14 protein-coding genes are annotated in these 20,211 nt (G+C 62.0%); 5 read left to right on the top strand and 9 right to left on the bottom strand.

Annotated elements, in window-relative coordinates; all coding sequences use genetic code 11:
- Positions 1-23 precede the first annotated feature (23 nt).
- On the bottom strand, positions 24-2,012 hold the full coding sequence (locus PspCFBP13509_RS18095; RefSeq protein ID WP_065948635.1) for an alpha-1,4-glucan--maltose-1-phosphate maltosyltransferase: 1,989 nt from the start codon (positions 2,010-2,012) through the stop codon (positions 24-26).
- A 194-nt stretch (positions 2,013-2,206) separates the two neighbouring features.
- On the opposite strand from PspCFBP13509_RS18095, the gene PspCFBP13509_RS31525 reads away from it, so the two are divergent.
- The gene (locus PspCFBP13509_RS31525) at positions 2,207-2,374 is read left to right on the top strand and encodes a hypothetical protein (protein ID WP_162844262.1); all 168 of its coding nucleotides are present in this window, start codon (positions 2,207-2,209) and stop codon (positions 2,372-2,374) included.
- A 182-nt stretch (positions 2,375-2,556) separates the two neighbouring features.
- The gene (locus PspCFBP13509_RS18090) at positions 2,557-3,165 is read left to right on the top strand and encodes a hypothetical protein (protein ID WP_065927840.1); all 609 of its coding nucleotides are present in this window, start codon (positions 2,557-2,559) and stop codon (positions 3,163-3,165) included.
- 1 nt (position 3,166) lies between these two features.
- Here the strand turns inward: PspCFBP13509_RS18090 and PspCFBP13509_RS18085 are convergent, their stop codons facing one another.
- On the bottom strand, positions 3,167-3,664 hold the full coding sequence (locus PspCFBP13509_RS18085) for an MgtC/SapB family protein (protein ID WP_065927841.1): 498 nt from the start codon (positions 3,662-3,664) through the stop codon (positions 3,167-3,169).
- Between the two features lie 118 nt (positions 3,665-3,782).
- Between PspCFBP13509_RS18085 and PspCFBP13509_RS18080 the strand changes: the two genes are divergently transcribed.
- From PspCFBP13509_RS18080 to mapR, 3 genes are all read left to right on the top strand, one after another.
- Positions 3,783-4,022: a DUF3203 family protein gene (locus PspCFBP13509_RS18080; protein WP_027606388.1), complete on the top strand. Its 240-nt coding sequence runs from the start codon at positions 3,783-3,785 to the stop codon at positions 4,020-4,022.
- Positions 4,023-4,206: 184 nt separating this feature from the next.
- Positions 4,207-5,616, top strand: coding sequence for a cytochrome c oxidase accessory protein CcoG (gene ccoG, locus PspCFBP13509_RS18075; RefSeq protein ID WP_137212444.1), 1,410 nt, complete (start codon positions 4,207-4,209; stop codon positions 5,614-5,616).
- Positions 5,617-5,693: 77 nt separating this feature from the next.
- The gene (gene mapR / locus PspCFBP13509_RS18070) at positions 5,694-7,103 is read left to right on the top strand and encodes a GntR family transcriptional regulator MpaR (protein WP_065927972.1); all 1,410 of its coding nucleotides are present in this window, start codon (positions 5,694-5,696) and stop codon (positions 7,101-7,103) included.
- A 221-nt stretch (positions 7,104-7,324) separates the two neighbouring features.
- On the opposite strand, the gene PspCFBP13509_RS18065 is transcribed toward mapR, so the two are convergent.
- The 7 genes from PspCFBP13509_RS18065 to tpx all read right to left on the bottom strand — a co-directional run bounded on the left by PspCFBP13509_RS18065 (position 7,325) and on the right by tpx (position 20,199).
- Positions 7,325-8,071: an SDR family oxidoreductase gene (locus PspCFBP13509_RS18065; RefSeq protein ID WP_065927843.1), complete on the bottom strand. Its 747-nt coding sequence runs from the start codon at positions 8,069-8,071 to the stop codon at positions 7,325-7,327.
- Between the two features lie 54 nt (positions 8,072-8,125).
- Positions 8,126-10,222 carry a putative bifunctional diguanylate cyclase/phosphodiesterase gene (locus PspCFBP13509_RS18060; protein ID WP_137212443.1) on the bottom strand — a complete coding sequence of 699 codons (2,097 nt, stop codon included), beginning with the start codon at positions 10,220-10,222 and terminating at the stop codon, positions 8,126-8,128.
- A gap of 181 nt (positions 10,223-10,403) precedes the next feature.
- Positions 10,404-11,969 (bottom strand): efflux transporter outer membrane subunit, encoded by a 1,566-nt coding sequence (locus PspCFBP13509_RS18055; protein WP_083244951.1) that lies wholly within the window; start codon positions 11,967-11,969, stop codon positions 10,404-10,406.
- Positions 11,966-15,073: an efflux RND transporter permease subunit gene (locus PspCFBP13509_RS18050; RefSeq protein ID WP_137212442.1), complete on the bottom strand. Its 3,108-nt coding sequence runs from the start codon at positions 15,071-15,073 to the stop codon at positions 11,966-11,968. Before PspCFBP13509_RS18050 ends, PspCFBP13509_RS18055 begins: the two co-directional genes overlap by 4 nt.
- On the bottom strand, positions 15,070-18,171 hold the full coding sequence (locus PspCFBP13509_RS18045; RefSeq protein WP_065927846.1) for an MdtB/MuxB family multidrug efflux RND transporter permease subunit: 3,102 nt from the start codon (positions 18,169-18,171) through the stop codon (positions 15,070-15,072). Before PspCFBP13509_RS18045 ends, PspCFBP13509_RS18050 begins: the two co-directional genes overlap by 4 nt.
- Positions 18,168-19,466, bottom strand: a complete 1,299-nt coding sequence (locus PspCFBP13509_RS18040; RefSeq protein ID WP_065927847.1) for an MdtA/MuxA family multidrug efflux RND transporter periplasmic adaptor subunit — start codon at positions 19,464-19,466, stop codon at positions 18,168-18,170. Before PspCFBP13509_RS18040 ends, PspCFBP13509_RS18045 begins: the two co-directional genes overlap by 4 nt.
- Positions 19,467-19,698: 232 nt before the next feature.
- Positions 19,699-20,199 (bottom strand): thiol peroxidase, encoded by a 501-nt coding sequence (tpx, locus tag PspCFBP13509_RS18035; protein ID WP_065927848.1) that lies wholly within the window; start codon positions 20,197-20,199, stop codon positions 19,699-19,701.
- Between the last annotated feature and the right edge of the window lie 12 nt (positions 20,200-20,211).

The following is a 20,211-nucleotide window of genomic DNA, read 5'->3' as shown; positions in this document are numbered from 1 at the left end:
CCACATGTTGCTCTTCACCAGGCTCAGGAGGTGCTGATGCGCCAGATCCCGAACGGCATCTGCGGCTCCAGCCGCGTCCACTGGGTCTTGCCATACCAGGTCCAGCGGTGGCCGTTCATCAGGTCTTCGCCCTGGGTCTGCGCATCGTCCGGCAGGCCCAATTCCCACAACGGCAACTCAAAGTGGGCCTCCTGGGCATTGAACGGATCGAGGTTGACGGCTACGAGGATGAAGTTGCTGCCGTCCTCGCTGCGCTTGCCGAAGTACAGGATATTGTCGTTCCAGGCGTTGTAGAGCTTCAGGCCCAGGTGGGTCTGCAAGGCCGGGTTTTGGCGGCGGATGCGGTTGAGCTGGGCGATCTCGGCGATGATATTGCCGGGTGCGGTGAAGTCCCGAGGGCGAATCTCGTATTTCTCCGAGTCCAGGTATTCCTCTTTGCCCGGCACCGGTGCCGCTTCACATAGCTCAAAGCCCGAATACATGCCCCACAGGCCCGAGCCCATGGTGGCCAGCGCGGCGCGGATCAAAAAGCCCGGGCGCCCGGATTCATGCAGGAACCCTGGGTTGATATCCGGTGTATTGACGAAAAAATTCGGCCGGTAGCATTCGCGCCACGGCGACTCGTTCAATTGCGCCAGGTATTCGGCCAGTTCGGCCTTGGTGTTGCGCCAGGTGAAGTAGGTGTAGCTCTGGGAGTAACCGACCTTGCCCAGGCGCGCCATCATCGCCGGGGTGGTGAAGGCTTCGGCGAGGAAGATCACCTCGGGATGCTTTGCCCGTACATCGGCGATCAGCCACTGCCAAAAGGGCAGCGGCTTGGTGTGGGGGTTGTCGACGCGAAAGGTCTTCACGCCCTCTTCCACCCAGCCCACCACGATGTCGCGCAGTTCAGTCCACAGGCCTGGGATCGCATCCGCGGCATAGAAGTCGACGTTGACGATGTCCTGGTACTTCTTTGGCGGGTTCTCGGCATATTTGATCGTGCCGTCCGGGCGCCAGTTGAACCAGCCCGGGTGCTCTTTGAGCCACGGGTGGTCCTGGGAGCACTGGATGGCGAAATCCAGGGCGATCTCCAGGCCATGCTCGGCGGCGGCCTTGACCAGGCGACGGAAGTCTTCGCGGCTGCCCAACTGCGGGTGGATGGCCTCGTGGCCGCCGTCCTCGCTGCCGATGGCATAGGGGCTGCCCGGATCATCGGGGCCTGCGGTCAGGGAATTGTTCTTGCCTTTGCGGTGGCTGCGCCCGATCGGGTGGATCGGCGGGAAGTACAGCACGTCGAACCCCATGTCATGGATCATCGACAGGCGCGAGTGCACGTCGTTGAACGTACCGTGGCGGGCCGGATCGTCGGTGATCGAACGGGGAAACAGCTCGTACCAACTGGCAAATTGCGCCGCCTCGCGCTCCACATCAATCGGGTAGACGGTGCTGATGCTCAAGTAGGCGCGGTGGTCGGCCTGGGTCATCAGGTGTGCACTGTCTTCGTGCAAAAACAGCGCGACCTGCTCGGTTTCCAGCAAACCGGAGAGTTCGTGGTGCAACAGCATCAGGCGGTCACGCAGTTCGTTGTCGCTGCGTTCGGCGGCCTGCAGCACCAGGCTGCGGCCTTCCTGCAACTCCAGGCTGACCGGCACCCCGGCTTCATGTTTTTTGCGCAGTTCATAGCAGAAGCTGGCGTAGGTATCGATCCAGGCCTCGATGCAGTATTCGTGAGGGCCCTGGACGGTGACGGTAAACGCCCCTTCCCAGCCATTGTTGCCCACGTCGTTCATGACCACGCTGTGCCAGCTTTCGTCATGCAGCGGGCGCCAACGGATCAATACGGCCAGCTTGTCGTGGCCATCGGCGAATACCTTGCTGGTGACGTTGACCCGCTGGCCCACCACAGCCTTGACGGCAAATTCGCCGCCGTCGATCACGGGTGAAGTGCTTTCGATCGCGATCCTGGGCAGCAACAGCGCCTGGGACAGCGGCAATATGGAGTCTTCTGGAGCCAGTGTTTCAGCAGTCATCGAGCATCTTCCCCTTACGCCCTGTGGACGCTCTTTGCTTGATCCGAATTCCGATACGGCAGCGCTCTCCCTGAGCAGGGCCGCTATAGGTCCGAGCCTGGGCCAAGGTTAAAAGTTCAGCTGGATGTTCCGCCATTGGGCGGGGAATCAATTGGCCCCGGTGGATGGAGCAAAGCACAAAGGAGGCCACACCGATGAATATCCCTATCCCGGCTGAAACCCCGGACCCGAATATCGACAACCCGACCTTGCCCCCCACGGAGCCGGAGCCGATTCCCGAGAAGGAACCGCCGGAAACCCAACCGCCAGCGGTGGAAGAACCACCAACGACAATGCCACCGGTAATTGTAAGAACCAGCTGACGGCGACGGGAGGCTCGCTCGAAAACAAGATATCGTCCTTCGAGCGGACCTCATGAAAAACCGAAATTTCCTTCGCTATTAAGAAAATATTGCTTAAGCCCAGCTTTATATACTGACCTCGCGAAATGCTCCCCCCACCCTTTGGGATAAGGCGTTTCAGTCCATTCTTCGTGAGGTTATATATGTCGACCATCCCTCCTCAGCTGACCCCGAACTACGTACCGTCCACCCCCGTCACTCCGGCGCACACCGATGCAACGCCTCTGGCTGAGCTGAACTCGCTGTTATCCCAGCACAACATCCACTGTATTCTGCACGCCCCGAACTCCTTTCATTCCCGCACACAGCTTGACAAAGTCCGCAGACTGTTGACTGAAGACAACATCCGGTTGATGTTGCACGGTGAGAATGCTGAAGCGAACGCCAAAACCCTCGAAGCGCTCGGTAAACAGTTAAATCCGGACATGATCAGCACCAACCTGGAATCCGCCAGGCGTGATGCGGAAGAAACCCTGATCAAGGAGCTCAGGTTGAAAGGGCTTGAAAACTTGATGAAAGCATATTCTGGCAGTGACACCGCAGATCTGCTGAACGCTTATCATAAGTCGAAAGACGATGTGGAGACCCTTGGCAAGAACCATTCAGCAATGGGACGTATGGCTGGGTTCTTGACTGGGTTTGGTAGTCTGTTGAACATGCACAGGCTCGACTCTTTACGCACAGAACGAGTGCCCGCCGAACGCCAACACGGTCCTGAAACCTACAGCGTCAACATGAAGGTCCCTTATTAAGTCAGGTCTCCTTGTCCAACAGCTTGACGATCCTTGGCATCACGCTGAACACCGCCAGGGCCAGCAAGGTACTCAACACCGCCGTCGACTCGCGGCCCATTCCCGCCGCCACCCCAATGGCGGCGGTCATCCATAACCCGGCAGCGGTGGTCAGGCCTTTGACGTGCTGGCCCTCTTCATCTTCCTTGCCCTTGAGGATCGTCCCTGCGCCGAGGAAACCAATCCCCGCGATCACCCCCTGGACCACACGACTCATGGCATCCGCCTGGTTGCCAGACATCTGCGGTACCAGCACAAACAATGCGGCGCCCATTGCCACCAGCATATGGGTGCGCACACCGGCAGCCTTGCCCTTGTGCTCGCGCTCAAACCCGAGGATGCCGCCCAACAGCGCTGCGATCAGCAGGCGAACAGTGATTTGAGTGAGCTGTTTCGCGTCGCCAAGGTCGGCGAATTCGGCCTGCAGGGTTTGCCACACTTCGTGCCACCAGGCGTCCATGGATGCTGTCCTTTATTTATGGATAAAGGATGGACAGCGGCGACCGCCAGTCAGTTGCCTTGAACCCACACACCTTGCTGCCCCCTAACCTTCATACCCCATGAAAAAGGAGACCGGCATGCCCCTGCGTATCGAAAACCAACTGTGCTACTTCATGCTCGATGACAATGGCCAGGAACAGAGCGTGCCGGCGACCCGCGTCCATATCGTTACCGACACCGACAAATCCATGTCGTACGTGGAACTGGCCGCCGAGCGGATCTATATCACCGAAGCCGAGGCCGACGCCCTGACGGTGGCAGGTGCCCATGATGGGCGCCAACATGTAAAGGCTGAAGAACCTGGTTCGCTGATTTAATTGATCTGTATCAGCACGCGCCAGATCTAGCTGCACCTCCAGCGCCATGGGGTGCAGCACATTGACGCAGGCCCATGGCCAAAGCCCATCTGATCCGCTTTTTATCGCCATACCTGAGCCTGTTATGAAAACAGACCGGCGCGCATAGTTCATCGGCCTGATGGAGGCTGATGAGCGAACGACCATGAGCGAACGAATCCCAACCGTGGAAACCTTGGAGCCGATCCACCCAAAGAAGGTGAAGGCCAAATCCAGCGACAACCTGATCCATACCCGCAGTTTCACCGGCCTGTTCCGCACCTTGCGCGTGGCTGGCGCGGGCTTTCTGTTCCTGGCGTTCTTCGGCACGGTGTGGCTGAACTGGGGTGGGCGGCAAGCCGTGCTGTGGGATTTGGCCGAGAGTAAATTCCATATTTTCGGCGCCACCTTCTGGCCCCAGGACTTCATCCTGTTATCGGCTTTGCTGATCATCTGTGCCTTCGGCCTGTTTGCGATTACGGTGTTCGCCGGCCGCGTGTGGTGTGGCTACACCTGCCCGCAAAGCTCGTTTACCTGGCTGTTCATGTGGTGCGAAAAGCTCACCGAGGGCGAGCGCAACCAGCGTATCAAGCTGCAAGCGGCGCCCTGGAGCCTGAACAAACTCGCGCGACGCTCGGCCAAACACACGTTGTGGCTGGGCATCAGCGTGCTCACCGGGCTGACCTTTGTCGGCTACTTCACGCCGATCCGCCCCCTGGCCGCCGAACTGCTGACCTGGCAAATGGGGGGCGTGAGTCTCTTCTGGGTGCTGTTCTTTACCGCCGCCACCTACATCAACGCCGGCTGGCTGCGTGAAGCGGTGTGCATGCATATGTGTCCGTATGCGCGGTTCCAGAGCGTGATGTTCGATAAAGACACCCTGACCATTTCCTACGATAGCGCCCGTGGCGAGCATCGCGGCCCGCGTAAACGCGAGGTCACGCCGGCCGCTGTCGGCCTGGGCGACTGTATTGACTGCCAGCTGTGCGTGCAGGTCTGCCCCACCGGCATCGACATCCGCGACGGCCTGCAAATGGAGTGCATCGGCTGCGCGGCGTGCATCGACGCCTGCGATTCGATCATGGACAAGATGGGCTATGCGCGGGGCTTGGTGAGCTACACCTCCGAGCATCAACTCCAAGGCGGCAAGACCCACCTGCTCAGGCCGCGCCTGATCGGCTACAGTGCGGTGCTGCTGGTGATGATTGCGGCGTTGGTGGTGGCATTGGTGGAGCGGCCAATGGTGTCGCTGGACGTGACCAAGGACCGTGGCATGTTCCGCGAGAACGCCCAGGGCCAGATCGAAAACATCTACAGCCTCAAGGTCATCAACAAGACACAGCAGCGCCAGGAATACCGGGTGGAGCTGCTGGATGCAGAGGGTTTCCAACTGCAAGGCAAGACCGAGATCAGCCTGGCACCGGGGGAAATCGTCGATGTGCCGGTTTCGGTGGCATTGCTGGCCGACAAGCCGGCGAGCAGTTCGCAGACAGTGCGCTTCAAGGTTTCGGATGTGGACGAGCCGTGGATCTACAGCGCCGCCGACAGTCGCTTTGTGGCACCGCTCAACCGCTGAGACCTCGCTATCGAAAATGATGCAGATCAAATGTGGGAGGGGGCTGGACTCATATTACCTATTTGTTTAAGGCCAACATGAAACGCTACGAAAAATTCGCCGATGACATCGCAGAACTGATCCGCTCCGGCGTGCTCGGCCCCGGCCAGCGTGTGCCGTCGGTACGCTATGCCAGCCAGACCTATGGCGTCAGCCCGTCCACGGTGTTCCAGGCCTACTACCTGTTGGAGCGTCGCGGGCTGATCCGGGCACGGCCGCGCTCCGGCTATTTCGTCAACACCCATGCACCCAGCCCGTTCTCCGAACCGGTGGTGAGCGAGCAGGTGCATGAGTCTACCGAAGTCGATGTCAGCGAACTGGTGTTCTCGGTACTCGATTCGATCAAAGACCCCAACACCGTGCCCTTCGGCTCGGCCTTCCCCAGCCCCATGCTGTTCCCGCTGCCGCGCCTGGCCCGCTCCCTGGCCAGCGCCAGCCGCGAGATGGACCCGCGTCTGGTGGTCACCGACATGTCGCCGGGCAACCCGCAACTGCGTCGGCAGATTGCCCTGCGCTATATGGTCGGCGGCCTGATGCTGCCCATGGAGGAGCTGCTGATCACCAACGGCGCCCTGGAAGCGTTGAACCTGTGCCTGCAAGCGGTCACCGAACCGGGCGACCTGGTGGCCATCGAGGCCCCGGCGTTCTACGCCTGCCTGCAAGTGCTGGAACGCCTGAAGCTCAAGGCGGTGGAAATCCCCGTGCACCCGCGCGACGGCATCGACCTCAACGCCCTGGCGCAAACCCTGGAGCGCTACCCGATCAAGGCCTGCTGGACCATGACCAGTTTCCAGAATCCCATGGGCGCCACATTGCCGGAAGCAAAGAAGCAGGCGCTGGTGGAACTGCTGCGTAGCCACCAAGTGCCGTTGATCGAGGACGACGTGTACGCCGAGCTGTACTACGGGCAGCAGGCACCCAAGCCGGCCAAGGCCTTCGACAACGAAGGCCTGGTGATGCACTGCGGCTCCTTCGCCAAGAGTCTGGCGCCGGGCTATCGCGTCGGCTGGGTGGCGGCCGGGCGCTATGCGCAGAAGGTCGAGCGCTTGAAGCTGATGACCTCGCTGTGCCCTTCGATGCCGGCGCAAGCGGCGATTGCCGACTACCTGCAACACGGCGGCTATGACCGCCACTTACGTAAACTGCGCTATGCCCTGGAAGAACAGCAAAGCGCCATGCTGGCGGCTATCGCCCGCTACTTCCCGGCGCAGACACGGGTGAGCCAGCCGGCCGGCGGGTATTTCCTGTGGCTGGAATTGCCGGAGCAGACCGATTCGTTGAAGTTGTTCCAGATGGCGCTGGCGCAAGGCATCAGCATTGCGCCGGGGCCGATCTTTTCTGCGACCCAGCGCTTTCGCAACTGTATTCGCCTGAACTACGGCAGCCCGTGGACCGAGGTCTCGGAGAAGGCGATGGAGACGTTGGGGCGGATTGTGCGGTCGTTTTGAGGGATGGCGTTGCGCTTTCTGACGCCATCGGGGGCAAGCCCCCGATGGCCATGGGTATCTACACAACTTCCAGTGAATACGGAATCTATGGCAATTAGGCTTCTGTGGTGAGCGGGCTTGTCGAATCGTCGCACCGCCCGCTCACCACAGAGTTATGTGTCAGCCTTTAAGAGTTGTGTAGATACCTATGCCCCGATGGCGCCGGTACAGGCACTGCATCACTAGCGACCGCCACCCAAATCCAGAAAAGTCCCCGTGGCATACGAAGCCTTGTCCGACAGCAGCCAGATAATCGCTTCCGCCACTTCATCCGGCCGCCCGCCACGGGCCATGGGAATACCGGACTCGAGCTTGCTGACCCGGTCCGGGTCGCCGCTCAGGGCGTGGAAGTCGGTGAAGATGTAGCCGGGGCGCACCGCGTTGACGCGGATGCCCTCGCCCGCCACTTCTTTCGACAGGCCGAGGGTGAAGGTGTCGAGTGCGCCCTTGGATGCGGCGTAGTCGACGTACTCACCCGGCGAACCCAGGCGTGCAGCCACCGACGACACATTGACGATACTGCCGCCCTGCCCGCCATGCTTGGGCGACATCCGCAGCACCGCGTGCTTGGCACACAGGATCGGACCGAGCACATTGGTCTTGAGAATGTTCAGGATGCGGAACTCGGACATCTCATCCACCCGCGACTTGTGCCCCACGGTGCCGGCATTGTTCACCAGCGCGGTGACCCGGCCCAGTTCGGCGTCCACGCGATGGAACAGCGCAATCACTTCATCTTCGATACTGACATCCGCGCGCACCGCAATCGCCTGGGCACCGAGGCCGCGAACCTGCTCGAGCACGCTGTGGGCGGCTTTTTCATCGGAGTGATAGTTGATGCAGATGCGATAGCCCTCGCGGGCAGCCAGCAATGCCGTCTCGGCGCCGATACCACGGCTCCCCCCGGTGATGATGAGGACTTTGTCCATGCGTGCGGTCTCCTGATCCAACCTGGTGTTTAGGGTTGGATCCGATACTAACCGTCACGCACGGCTTTTGTCAGGCGCCGCTGCATCTTCGCCGCGCTGGATATGGGCCATGAAACCGTCCGCCGGCAACGGGTGGCCGAGCAGGTAGCCTTGCAGGGAGTTACACCCCAACCGCGTGAGAAAACTCTGCTGCACATCGGTTTCCACGCCTTCGGCGACGATTCGCAGCCCCAGCGCCTGGCCCAAGGCAACAATGGCAGACACGATGGCGGCGTCGTCGCTGTCATGCTCCAGGTCACGCACAAAACCACGGTCGATCTTCAACTCGTTGGCCGGCAGGCGCTTGAGGTACATCAGGCTGGAGTAGCCCGTGCCGAAATCGTCGATGGACAGGTCCACGCCCATGTCCGACAGCTGCTGCAACACCGTCATGCTCGCATCGGCGTCGCTCATCGCGGTGGTCTCGGTGATTTCCAGGGTCAGGCTGTTGGCCGGCAACCGGTGCCGCGCCAGGGCGCCGGCCACGCTGTTGACCAGCCCGGCGTGGCAAAACTGCAACGCCGACAAGTTCACCGCGATGCGCCAGTGCTCATAACCCTGGGCGTACCACAGGCTCATTTGGCGACAGGCTTCATTGAGCACCCATTCGCCGATGGGGATGATCAGGCCGGTTTTTTCCGCCAGTTCGATAAAGGTCGCCGGCAACAACAAGCCTTGTTGCGGATGCTCCCAGCGCACCAGCGCTTCGGCGCCCACCGGGATCCCACTGATCGCATCAAACTTGGGCTGGTAATACAGCCGGAACTGCTCGTGCTCAAGAGCATTGCGCAGGTCTTGCAGCAGCTGCAATTGCTTGCGCGCATTGGTGTTCATCGACACATCAAAGAAGCTGTAGCCGTTCTTGCCCATGCCCTTGGCATGGTACATGGCGGCGTCGGCGTTCATCAGCAGTTCCTGGGGGGTGTTGCCATTGCCCGGGAACATGGCGATGCCGACGCTGGCGGAAATCTTCAGCTCATGCTCGGCCACCTGGAACGCGCGGTTGATCAGCACCACCTGGCGTTCGGCAAGGCCGAGGGCATCGTCGGGCTGGGTCAACTGCACCAGCAATACAAACTCATCGCCGCCGATGCGCGCCAGGGTGTCGTGACTGCGCAGGTCTTCGCGCAGGCGCAGGCCGACTTCGCGCAACAACTGGTCGCCCATGTGATGGCCAAAAGCATCGTTGACCGGCTTGAAGCCATCCAGGTCGATGAACATCAGGGCAAAGCAACCGCCCTGCTCCTTTACCGCCTCGATGGCCTGTTGAATACGATCGGCCAGCAAGGTGCGATTGGGCAGGCCGGTGAGCATATCGTGCAGGGCCAGGTGGGTCAGTTCCTGGTTGGCTTGGGTCAACGAGTCGGCGAGCACCGCAGTACGGGCTTCCAGGCGCGCGTCGAGCAACGACGTCAGCAACGCGATGGCCAGTACCGCCAGGGTCGTCACCAACACCAGGTTATCCAGGCCCTTGCCGCTCAAGCCATCCAGCACGGCGGCGCAGTAACTTTCATCGGCAAAGCCTGCGGCCGCCATGCCGGTGTAATGCATGCCGACGATTGCAAAGCCCATCACCACCGCCGCACCACCACGGGCCAGGCGTACATAAGGCGTGTTGCGGCGCAGGTTGAACGCAATCAACAGTGCGGCTCCGGACGCCCCCACCGCGATCAGCAACGACAGGCCAAATAGCGTGGGGTCATAGTCGATGCCCGGCGTCATGCGCATCGCGGCCATGCCGGTGTAGTGCATGCTGGCAATACCGCTGCCCATGACCAGCGCGCCAAACGCCAGTTGCCAGGCAGGCAAACGCGCTTGGCTGACCAGCCATAATGCAAAGCCGCAGGACAATACCGCGATCAACAACGACAGCGCGGTGATACCGATGTCGAAGCCCAAGGCAAACGGCAGGCGCAACGCCAGCATGCCGATAAAGTGCATGGACCAGACGCCTACCCCCATCGCCATGGCCCCGCCGGCTATCCATAAATACACAGCGCGCCCCTTGGCGGTCGCGATGCGGCCGGTGAGGTCCAGGGCGGTGTAGGAAGCGAGGATCGCGACAAACAGCGAGATCGCGACCAGCGAGGGGGAATAGCTACCGATAAGCATGGGACTTCTCGTGGGCAACGGACCCGAAACGCCCGTACCAAGTGGCAAAGCGGGCGATTGTAGCGAGAATAATTCTTGAACAGTTGATTAATTATCAGAGGGCCATTAGTGGCAGTTTGACGCCAATCTACTGATTGAAATTACCCACACACTGCGTTCCCACACACGTGAGAACGATCGATCAATCCTTCTCGGCAATCGGCGTCTGCCCATCCCAACCACCGCCCAGCGCGGCGATCAGTTGCACGCTGGCCACCAGGCGGCTCTGCAACAGGGTCAACACGGTGCGCTCGTTACTCAGCGCCGTGGCCTGGACCGTCACCACATCCAGATAGGCAATCAGCCCGGCCTTGTACTGGTTCTGGGTCAAGCGCAGCGATTCTCGGGCGGCCTCGAGGGCTTCGTTGCTGACCACCGCCTCGTCTTCCAGCACCTTAAGCTGGACCATGTAGTTTTCCACTTCACGGAAGCCGTCGAGCACGGTCTGGCGGTACTTGGCCACGGTTTCGTCGTAGGACGCCACGGTGCGGTCGACTTCCGCCGAGCGTTGGCCGCCGTCGAACAGGGTCATGGCCAGTTTCGGCCCTACCGACCAGAAGCGGTTCGGCAGGCTGATCCAGTCGGCATAGGTGCTGCTGGAATAGCCGCCGGCCAGGCTCAGCGTCAGGTCCGGGTAATAGGCGGCCTTGGCCACGCCAATATTGGCGTTGGCGGCGATCACCGAGCGTTCGGCCGAGGCGATGTCCGGGCGCCGTTCAAGCAATTGCGACGGCAGGCTGACCGGAATCTGCGGCAGGGCCGGGATGTCCTTGCTCACCGCCAGGCTGAAGTTGGCCGGTGCCTCGCCGATCAACACGGCGATGGCGTTTTCCAGTTGGGCACGTTGCCAGATCAGGTCGATCAGGCTGGCCTGGGTGGTCTTGAGCTGGGTTTGCGCCTGGGCCACCGCGTCCTTGCCGGAAACCCCGGCGCGGTATTGGTTTTCGGTCATTTGCAGGGAGCGCTGGTAGGTGTCCAGCGTGGCTTGCAGCAGGCGGGTCTGCTCGTCCATGACCCGCAGTTGCAGGTAGCTTTGCACCAGTTCCGACTGTTGGCTCAGGCGCATCGCGGCCAGATCCGCCGAGCTGGCTTCGGCACTGGCCTCGTTGGCCTCCAGGCCACGGCGCAACTTGCCCCAGATATCGGCTTCCCAGCTCACGCCGAGCTGCGCATTGAGGGTGTCACGGATCCCGCTGCTGGAACTGCTGAGGCTGGCGCTGCTGCTGCCGGTGCCCTGGCTGGCGCGGGTTTTGCCCGCGCTCAGGTCGACGCTGGGGTAAAACGCCCCGCGTGAACTGCGCACCAGGGCCTGGGCCTGGCGAAAACGCGCTTCGGCCTGGGCCACGGTCTGGTTGGAATTATTCAGGCGCAGCACCAGGTCGTTGAGTTGGCGGTCGCCATACAGCTCCCACCAGGCGCCACGGGCCAGGGAATCACTCGGCGCGGCCTGGCGCCAGCCCTGGGCTTCCTTGAACTGCGCGGGTTCAGTGACTTCCGGGCGTTTGTAATCCGGGCCGACGGCACAGGCGCTGAGCAACAACGCCAACCCTACTGTAGGAGCGAGCTTGCTCGCGAAGGTCGTTAACGATAACGCGCCGAGCCTGAATGAACGCGGTGCCTGCCGTTTTTTCGCGAGCAAGCTCGCTCCTACAGGGATGAGTGCCGTGTCGGAAGCCCGCAGTGCATTGGCGTTGGTTGAATCGGTCATAGCGCAGTGTCCAGGGCAGCATCGGTACGCACGCTGCGCCAGGCATTGAAACGGTGGCGCGCGCGGTCGAGATAGAGGTAAACCACCGGGGTGGTGTAGAGGGTCAGGACCTGGCTGAAAATCAGGCCGCCAATGATGGTCAGGCCCAGGGGATGGCGCATTTCCGCGCCATCGCCGGTGCCCAGCAGCAACGGCAAGGCGCCGAGGATGGCCGCCAGGGTGGTCATCAGGATCGGCCGCAGACGCAACAGGCAGGCGCTGCGAATCGATTCCAGCGGGCCTAGCCCATCGTTGCGTTCCAGCTGCAACGCCAGGTCGATCATCAGGATCGCGTTCTTCTTCACCACCCCGATCAACAGGAACAGGCCGAGCAGGGAAATCAGGCTGAACTCCCCTCCCGTCAGGTAGATGGCAAGCATCGCGCCGACGCCGGCCGACGGCAGGGTCGAGAGGATCGTCAGCGGATGAATGTAGCTCTCATACAGAATGCCCAGCACCAGGTACACCGCCACCAGCGCGCCGAGGATCATGAACGGCTGGCCCTTCTGCGTGGCCGCAAAGGCATCGGCAGTGCCGGCCATCTTGGCGATCACATCTTCCGGCAGGCCGACCTTGGCAATCGCCCGCTCGATGGCCGCCGTGCCCTGCTCCACCGTGACCCCGGGGGCCATGTCGAAGGCGATGTTTTCCGAGGCGAACTGGCCTTCGTGGCTGACGCGGTCGTCCGCCAGGCTGTTCTCGTAATGGGCAATGGTCGACAACGGCACCCGCGCGCCGCTGGAGGTGATCACCTGCATCTGGTTGAGGGTGATCGGGTCCTGGGCGTATTTGGGGTTGACCTCCATCACCACCTGGTACTGGTTGAGGCTGTCGTAGATGGTGGAAATCTGCCGCTGGCTGTAGGCGTTGTTGAGCACCGCGGTGACCATGTCCATGTCGATGCCCAGGCGCTTGGCCTGGTCACGGTCGACAATCAGCGTGACCTGGGCCGCGCCGCGCCCTTCACGGGCGTCAATGGCGGTCAGTTCCGGCAGCTCACGCAGCGCCGCAACCACTTTCGGGTACCACAGGCGCAGCGCGGCCAGGTCGCCGCTTTGCAGGATGTAGGAATACTGCGCGCTGGTCTGGTCACGGCTGCCGCCGAATTGCAGGTCCTGGTCGGCCATCAGGAACAGGCGCCCGCCCGGCACCAGCGGTACATCCTTGCGCAGGCGCTCGATCACCGCCTGGGCGGACACCTTGCGTTCGCTGATGGGCTTGAGGCGGACCAGCATCACCGCGTTGTTGGTACCGTTGTTGCCGCCGATAAAGCCGGCCACGCTGAGCACCGCTGGGTCGTTGAGCACCGCCTTGCGGAAGATTTCCATCTTCGGCTGCATGACGCTGAACGACAGGCCGTCGTCCCCGCGCACAAAGCCGATCAATTGGCCGGTGTCCTGTTGCGGCATAAAGGTCTTCGGGACCACCACGTACAGCGCCACGTTCACGCCAATGGTCAGCAGCAGGCTGAGCAAGGTCAGGCGGCGATGGCGCAGCACCCAGTCCAGGCTGGTGGCGTAGCCGGCCACCATGCGGTCGTTGATCTTCTGGCTCCAGCGCTGCAGGCCGGTCATCTGCCCTTTCACGTGGGGCTTGAGCCAACGGGCGCAGAGCATCGGCGTCAACGTCAGCGACACGATCAGCGAAACGATGATCGCCGCCGACAAGGTGATGGAAAACTCGCGGAACAAGTTGGTGACGATCCCGCCCATGAACAGGATCGAGAGGAAAACCGCCACCAGCGATACGTTCATCGACAGCAAGGTAAACCCGACTTCCTCGGCACCCAGGTAGGCGGCCTTCATCGGTGGCACGCCCGCGTCGATATGCCGGGAAATGTTCTCCAGCACCACAATGGCATCGTCCACCACCAGGCCGGTGGCCAGGATCAGCGCCATCAGCGAGAAGTTGTTCAGTGAGAACCCGTACAGGTACATGATCGCGAACGTGCCCACCAGCGACACCGGCACCGCCAGGGTTGGAATCAGCGAGGCGCGGAAGTTGCCGAGGAACAGGTACACCACCAGGATCACCAGCCCCACCGCAATCAGCAGGGTCATCTCGGCTTCATGCAGGGTCGCGGTGATCACCGGCGAGCGGTCCATGGCCAGGCTGAGCTTGACGCTGGACGGCAGCACCGCCTGCAACGCCGGCAGTTGCGCCTTGATCTGCCTGACGGTCTCGATGATGTTGGCGCCGGACTGGCGGTTGATCACCAGCAGCACCGCCGAATCATTGTTGAAGAAGCCACTGTTGTAGCGGTCCTCCACGCCGTCGCTGATCTTCGCCACATCCTTGAGGCGCAGGGCGGCGCCGTCCTGGTAGCGAATCAGCAGCGGCTCGTAATCCTTGGCCTTTTCCAGCTGGTCGTTGGCCTGGATCTGCCAGTTGCGCTCGCCGTCTTCCAGGGAGCCCTTGGGCCGACGCTGGTTGGCATTGGCGATGGTGTTGCGCACGTCGTCCAGGGCCACGCCGTACTGGTCGAGGGCCTTGGGTTCCAGCTCGATACGCACCGCCGGCAGGGAGCTGCCGCCGATCTGCACTTCGCCCACCCCCGGCACCTGGGACAGGCTTTGGGAGAGGATGGTCGAGGCCAGGTCGTACAGCTGGCCCTTCTGCAACACGTCCGAGGTCAGCGACAGCACCATGATCGGCGCCTGGGACGGGTTGATCTTCTTGTAGGTGGGCATGCTGCGCATGCCGCTGGGCAGCAGGTTGCGCGAAGCGTTGATCGCCGCCTGCACTTCCCGCGCGGCGCCGTTGATATCACGGTCGGAGTCGAACGCCAGGATCACCCGGGTGGAGCCCTGGCTCGACGAACTGCTCATGGTGGTGATGCCGGCAATCGCGCCGAAGGAACGCTCCAGCGGCGTGGCCACCGTGGAGGCCATCACCTCGGGGCTGGCGCCGGGCAGGCTGGCCGAGACCACGATCACCGGGAAATCGATCTGTGGCAGCGGCGACACCGGCAGCAGGTTGAAGCTGACCCCGCCCAGCAACATGATCGCCAGGCTCAGCAGCAGGGTCGCTACCGGCCGGCGAATGAAAGGTCCGGACAGGTTCATGACTCAACCGGCTCCAGGCTTTGCGGCTCTTTGCGCCAGCGGCGGCCGAGGCGATCGAAATACAGGTAGATCACCGGCGTGGTGAACAGCGTCAACACCTGGCTCACCAGCAGGCCGCCGACCATCACCAGGCCCAGGGGCTGGCGCAGTTCGGCACCGGAGCCGGTAGCGAGCATCAACGGCACTGCACCGAACAGGGCGGCCAGGGTAGTCATCAGGATCGGCCGGAAGCGCAGCAGCGCCGCCTGGTAGATCGCGGTCTGCGGGTCCAGGCCCTGGTTGCGTTCGGCGTCGAGGGCGAAGTCGATCATCATGATCGCGTTCTTCTTGACGATACCGATCAGCAAAATGATGCCGATGATCGCGATCATGCCCAGGTCATTGCCGCTGAGCAGCAAGGCCAGCAAGGCCCCCACTGCCGCCGACGGCAAGGTCGAGAGAATGGTGATCGGGTGGATATAGCTCTCGTAGAGCACGCCCAGCACGATGTACATGGTGACCACCGCTGCCAGGATCAGCAGCAAGGTGCTCGACAGCGACGCTTCGAATGCCTGGGCAGCGCCCTGGAACTGGGTCTGCACGCCCACCGGCATGCCGATGTCCTTCTGCGCCTGGTTGATCAGCTCCACGCCTTTGCCCAGGGCAACGCCGGGGGCCAGGTTGAACGACATCATTACCGCCGGGAACTGGCCGATGTGCGCAATCGCCAACTGCGCCTGGCGCTGTTCCACATGGGCGAGGCTGGACAGGCGCACCTGGCCGCCGTCGGTGGTCTTCACATGGATCTGGTTCAGCGCCGCCGGGCCCAGGGTTTCCCCAGACTGGGCCTGCAAGACCACGCGGTACTGGCTGGCCTGGGTGTAGATGGTGGAAATCTGCCGCTGGCCGAACGCGTCATACAGAGCATCGGTGATGGTCGACACACTGACGCCCAGGCGCGAGGCCGCATCGCGGTCGATCACCAGGTACACCTGCAGCCCCTTGTCCTGCAGGTCGCTGGCGACGTCTGTGAGCTCCGGCATCTGGCTCAGTGCGTGCACCAGCTTGCCGCTCCACAGGGCCAGCAGGTCGGCGTCCGGCGAGGACATGCTGAACTGGTACTGGGTGCGGCTGACACGGTCTTCGATGGTCAGGTCCTGCACCGGCTGCATGAACAGGCGGATTCCCACCAGCTTGTCGATTTGCGGTTGCAGGCGCGTGATCACCTGGGCCGCGCTCAAGTCGCGCTGGCCGTGGGGCTTGAGGTTGATCAGCAAGCGGCCGCTGTTGAGGGTGGCGTTATCGCCATCCACGCCGATATAGGACGACAGGCTTTCCACCGCCGGGTCGGTGAGGATGATCTGCGCCAGTTCCTGCTGGCGCTGGCTCATGGCGGCGAATGAAATCGACTGCGGCGCTTCGGAAATACCCTGGATCACCCCGGTGTCCTGCACCGGGAAAAAGCCCTTGGGCACCACCAGGTACAGCACCACGGTCAGGCCCAGGGTCGCGATGGCCACCAGCAGGGTCAGCGGCTGGTGCCTGAGCACCCATTGCAACTTGCGCCCGTAGGCTTCGATCAGCCAGTCGATCCAGGCGCCGCTGGCCTTGTAGAAACGGCTCTGCTCTTCTTCCTTGGGCTCGCGCTTGAGCAAACGCGCGCACATCATCGGCGTGAGCGTGAGGGACACCACCAGGGAAATAAGGATCGCCACCGCCAGGGTGATGGCAAATTCGCGGAACAGCCGTCCCACCACATCAGCCATGAACAGCAGCGGGATCAATACGGCGATCAGTGACAGGGTCAGGGAGATCAGGGTGAAGCCGATCTGCCTGGCGCCCTTGAGCGCGGCGGCCAGCGGCGTCTCGCCTTCCTCGATATAGCGGGAAATGTTCTCCAGCATCACGATGGCATCGTCCACCACGAAACCGGTGGCAATGGTCAGGGCCATCAGCGTCAGGTTATTGATGGAGAACCCGGCCAGGTACATCACCCCGAAGGTGCCCACCAGCGACAGCGGCACGGCAATCGACGGGATGATCGTGGCGCTGACCCGCCGCAGGAACAGGAACGTCACCATCACCACCAGGGCAATGGCGATCAGCAATTCGTGCTGCACATCGGTGACCGAGGCGCGGATGGTCTGGGTGCGATCGGTAAGCACCGTCACGTCGAGGCCGGCCGGCAGGTTGTCGGTGATGCTCGGCAGCAGCGCCTTGATGCGGTCGACCACCTCGATCACGTTGGCGCCCGGTTGGCGCTGGATATTGAGGAGTACGGCCTGGTTTTCATTGGCCCAGGCGGCAAGGCGTTCGTTTTCGGCGCCGTCGACGATCTGCGCCACATCCTTGAGGCGCAGAGGCGCGCCATTGTTGTAGGCCAGGATCAGCTCGGCGTATTGCTGGGGCGACACCAACTGGTCGTTGGCATCGAGCATCGACACCCGCGTGGGGCCGTCGAAGTTGCCTTTGGGCTGGTTGACGTTGGACGCGGCGATCAGGGTGCGCACATCGGAGAGGTTCAAGCCGTTGGCCGCCAGGGCTTCGGGGTTGACCTTGATGCGCACGGCCTGGCGCTGGCCACCGGCGATGCTGACCATGCCGACGCCGCTGATCTGCGCGATCTTCTGCGCCATGCGTGTGTCGACCAGGTCATTGAGCTTGGGCAGCAGCATGGTCTTGGAGGTAATGGCCAGGGTCAGCACCGGGGTATCCGCCGGGTTGACCTTGTTGTACACCGGCGGTGCCGGCAAATCCTTGGGCAGCAGGTTGGTGGCGGCGTTGATCGCAGCCTGCACCTGTTGCTCGGCGACATCCATATTGATGTCGAGGTTGAAACGCAGGGTCAGCACCGAGGCGCCGCCGGAACTGGTGGACGCCATCTGGGTCAGGCCGGGCATCTGCCCGAACTGGCGCTCAAGGGGCGCGGTGACCGCGCTGGTCATCACATCGGGGCTGGCACCGGGGTACAGGGTCATCACCCGGATGGTCGGGTAATCCACCTGAGGCAGCGCCGAGACCGGCAACAAGCGGTAGGAAATAATGCCGGCCAAAACAATCGCCAGCATGCTCAGCGTGGTGGCGACCGGACGAAGGATAAACAGCCGCGACAGGTTCATGAACCGACCTTTTGCGCCTTGCCGGCGGTGGTGCCGGTCTCCCCTTTAGCCGCCGGCTTGCCTTGCAGGTGTTCGGTGGGCGTCGTCGGCACTTCGCTGCTGTCGTTGACCACTTCGATCTCGCTGCCGTCCTTGAGGCGGTCGGTGCCTTCCAGCACCACACGGTCGCCGGCGACCAGGCCTTCCTTGATCACAGTGTTGTCGCCATCGGTGTCACCCACCACCAGCGGCTGGACCTTGACCTTCTTGTCGCCATCGAGCTTGTAGACAAAGGTGCCGGTGTTGCCGAACTGAATCGCGGCGGACGGCGCCAGCACCACGTTGTGCAAGGTATCGGCGAGCAAATGCACGTTGACGAACTGGTTGGGGAACAGCGCCTGGTCCTTGTTATCGAAACGCGCCTTGAATTTCAGGGTGCCGGTGGTGACGTCGATCTGGTTGTCCAGGCTTTGCAGCACACCAGTGGCCTGCCGCTTGACGTCGCCACGGTCCCAGGCTTCCACGGGCAGCTTGTTGCCGGCGTGATAACGGGCGAGCACGGTTTCCAGGGTGTTTTCCGGCAGGGTGAAGGCCACGCTGATCGGTTGGGTCTGGGTGATCACCGCGAGGAAGGTGGTGTCGTTGGCCGCCACCAGGTTGCCCACATCGACCTGGCGCAAGCCGACGCGACCACTGATAGGCGCGCGGATCTTGGTGAACTCGAGGTTGAGCTTGGCGTCGTCCACCGCGCCCTGGTTGGTCTTGACCGTGCCCTGGTATTGCAGGACCAGCGCTTCGGCGGTGTCCAGGGTCTGCTTGGCGATACTGTCCTGGGTGTACAGGTCGCGATAACGCTGCACGTCGACCTGGGCGTTTTTCAACTGGGCCTGGTTCTGCATCAGCGTGCCCTGGGCCTGGAGCAAGGCATTCTGGTAGCTGCGCGGGTCGATCTCGGCCAGCAGGTCGCCGGCCTTGACCATCTGCCCTTCTTCAAAGGCGATCTTGACCAGCTCGCCACCCACCCTGCTGCGCACATTGATGGTATTGAGCGCGGTGACCGTGCCCAAGGCCTTGTAGTACACCGGGAACTCCCCCAGCACCGCTGGCGCTACACGCACCGGCACCGGGCCGGTGGACCCGCCGAACCCCGGGCGCGCCATGCCGGTTTTACCGGTATGCCCGGCCGGTGCGTCTTTGTGGGCGGCGCCGCCTGGCCAGAATTTCCAGCACAGGCCGGCGATAACCAGCAGCACGAGCAGGCCGAACAGCCAGCGGCGGGAGTTGCGGGGGGAGGATTGCATGGAGTGATCAACCATTGGGCGCGAGAGCTTCTTCTTCGGGAGGCTGAAAGATAAGCACTGGAGCGCGTTAAGAAAAGCGCCTTTACCGGCTATTTACCTTGGGCTTACAACTTTTAACTTCTGCGGCTTAGTCTGCGGGCTATTTCGCTAAACGTCTGAGCCACAAATAAAAACGGCCTGGACTAGGCCAGGCCGCAATCATGTCTTACGGGTGTTACTGCAAAACGACAGTAACGCGCCGCAACAGTTACTTCAAAACAGCCAGGGCCGCTTCGTAGTTCGGCTCCTGGCCGATTTCCGAAACCAGTTCGCTGTGCAGCACGGTGTTATTTTCGTCCAGCACCACGACCGCACGGGCGGTCAGGCCCTTGAGCGGGCCATCGGTAATCGCTACGCCGTAATCGACGGCAAAACCAGGGTCACGGAAGTCCGACAGGTTCTTCACGTTTTCCAGGCCTTCGGCGCCGCAGAAACGCGCCTGGGCGAATGGCAGGTCGGTGGAGATGCACAGTACGACGGCGTTGTTCAGCTCGTTGGCCTGGGCGTTGAACTTGCGTACCGACGTGGCGCAGGTCGGGGTGTCGACGCTTGGGAAGATATTCAGCACTTTGCGCTTGCCGGCAAAGGTAGCCAGGGTTGCATCCGACAGATCGCCGGCGGTCAGGGTGAAGTCTGCTGCTTCAGAGCCGACTTTCGGCAATTCGCCTTCAACCTGGACAGGGTTACCGCGAAGAGTGACTTGAGCCATGAACAGAATCCT

Source organism: Pseudomonas sp. CFBP13509 (genome assembly GCF_005233485.1).
In the GTDB taxonomy this organism is placed as follows: domain Bacteria; phylum Pseudomonadota; class Gammaproteobacteria; order Pseudomonadales; family Pseudomonadaceae; genus Aquipseudomonas; species Aquipseudomonas marginalis.
The sequence above is the reverse complement of the archived record's forward strand: the minus strand, read 5'-3'. Positions and strand labels throughout refer to the sequence as shown.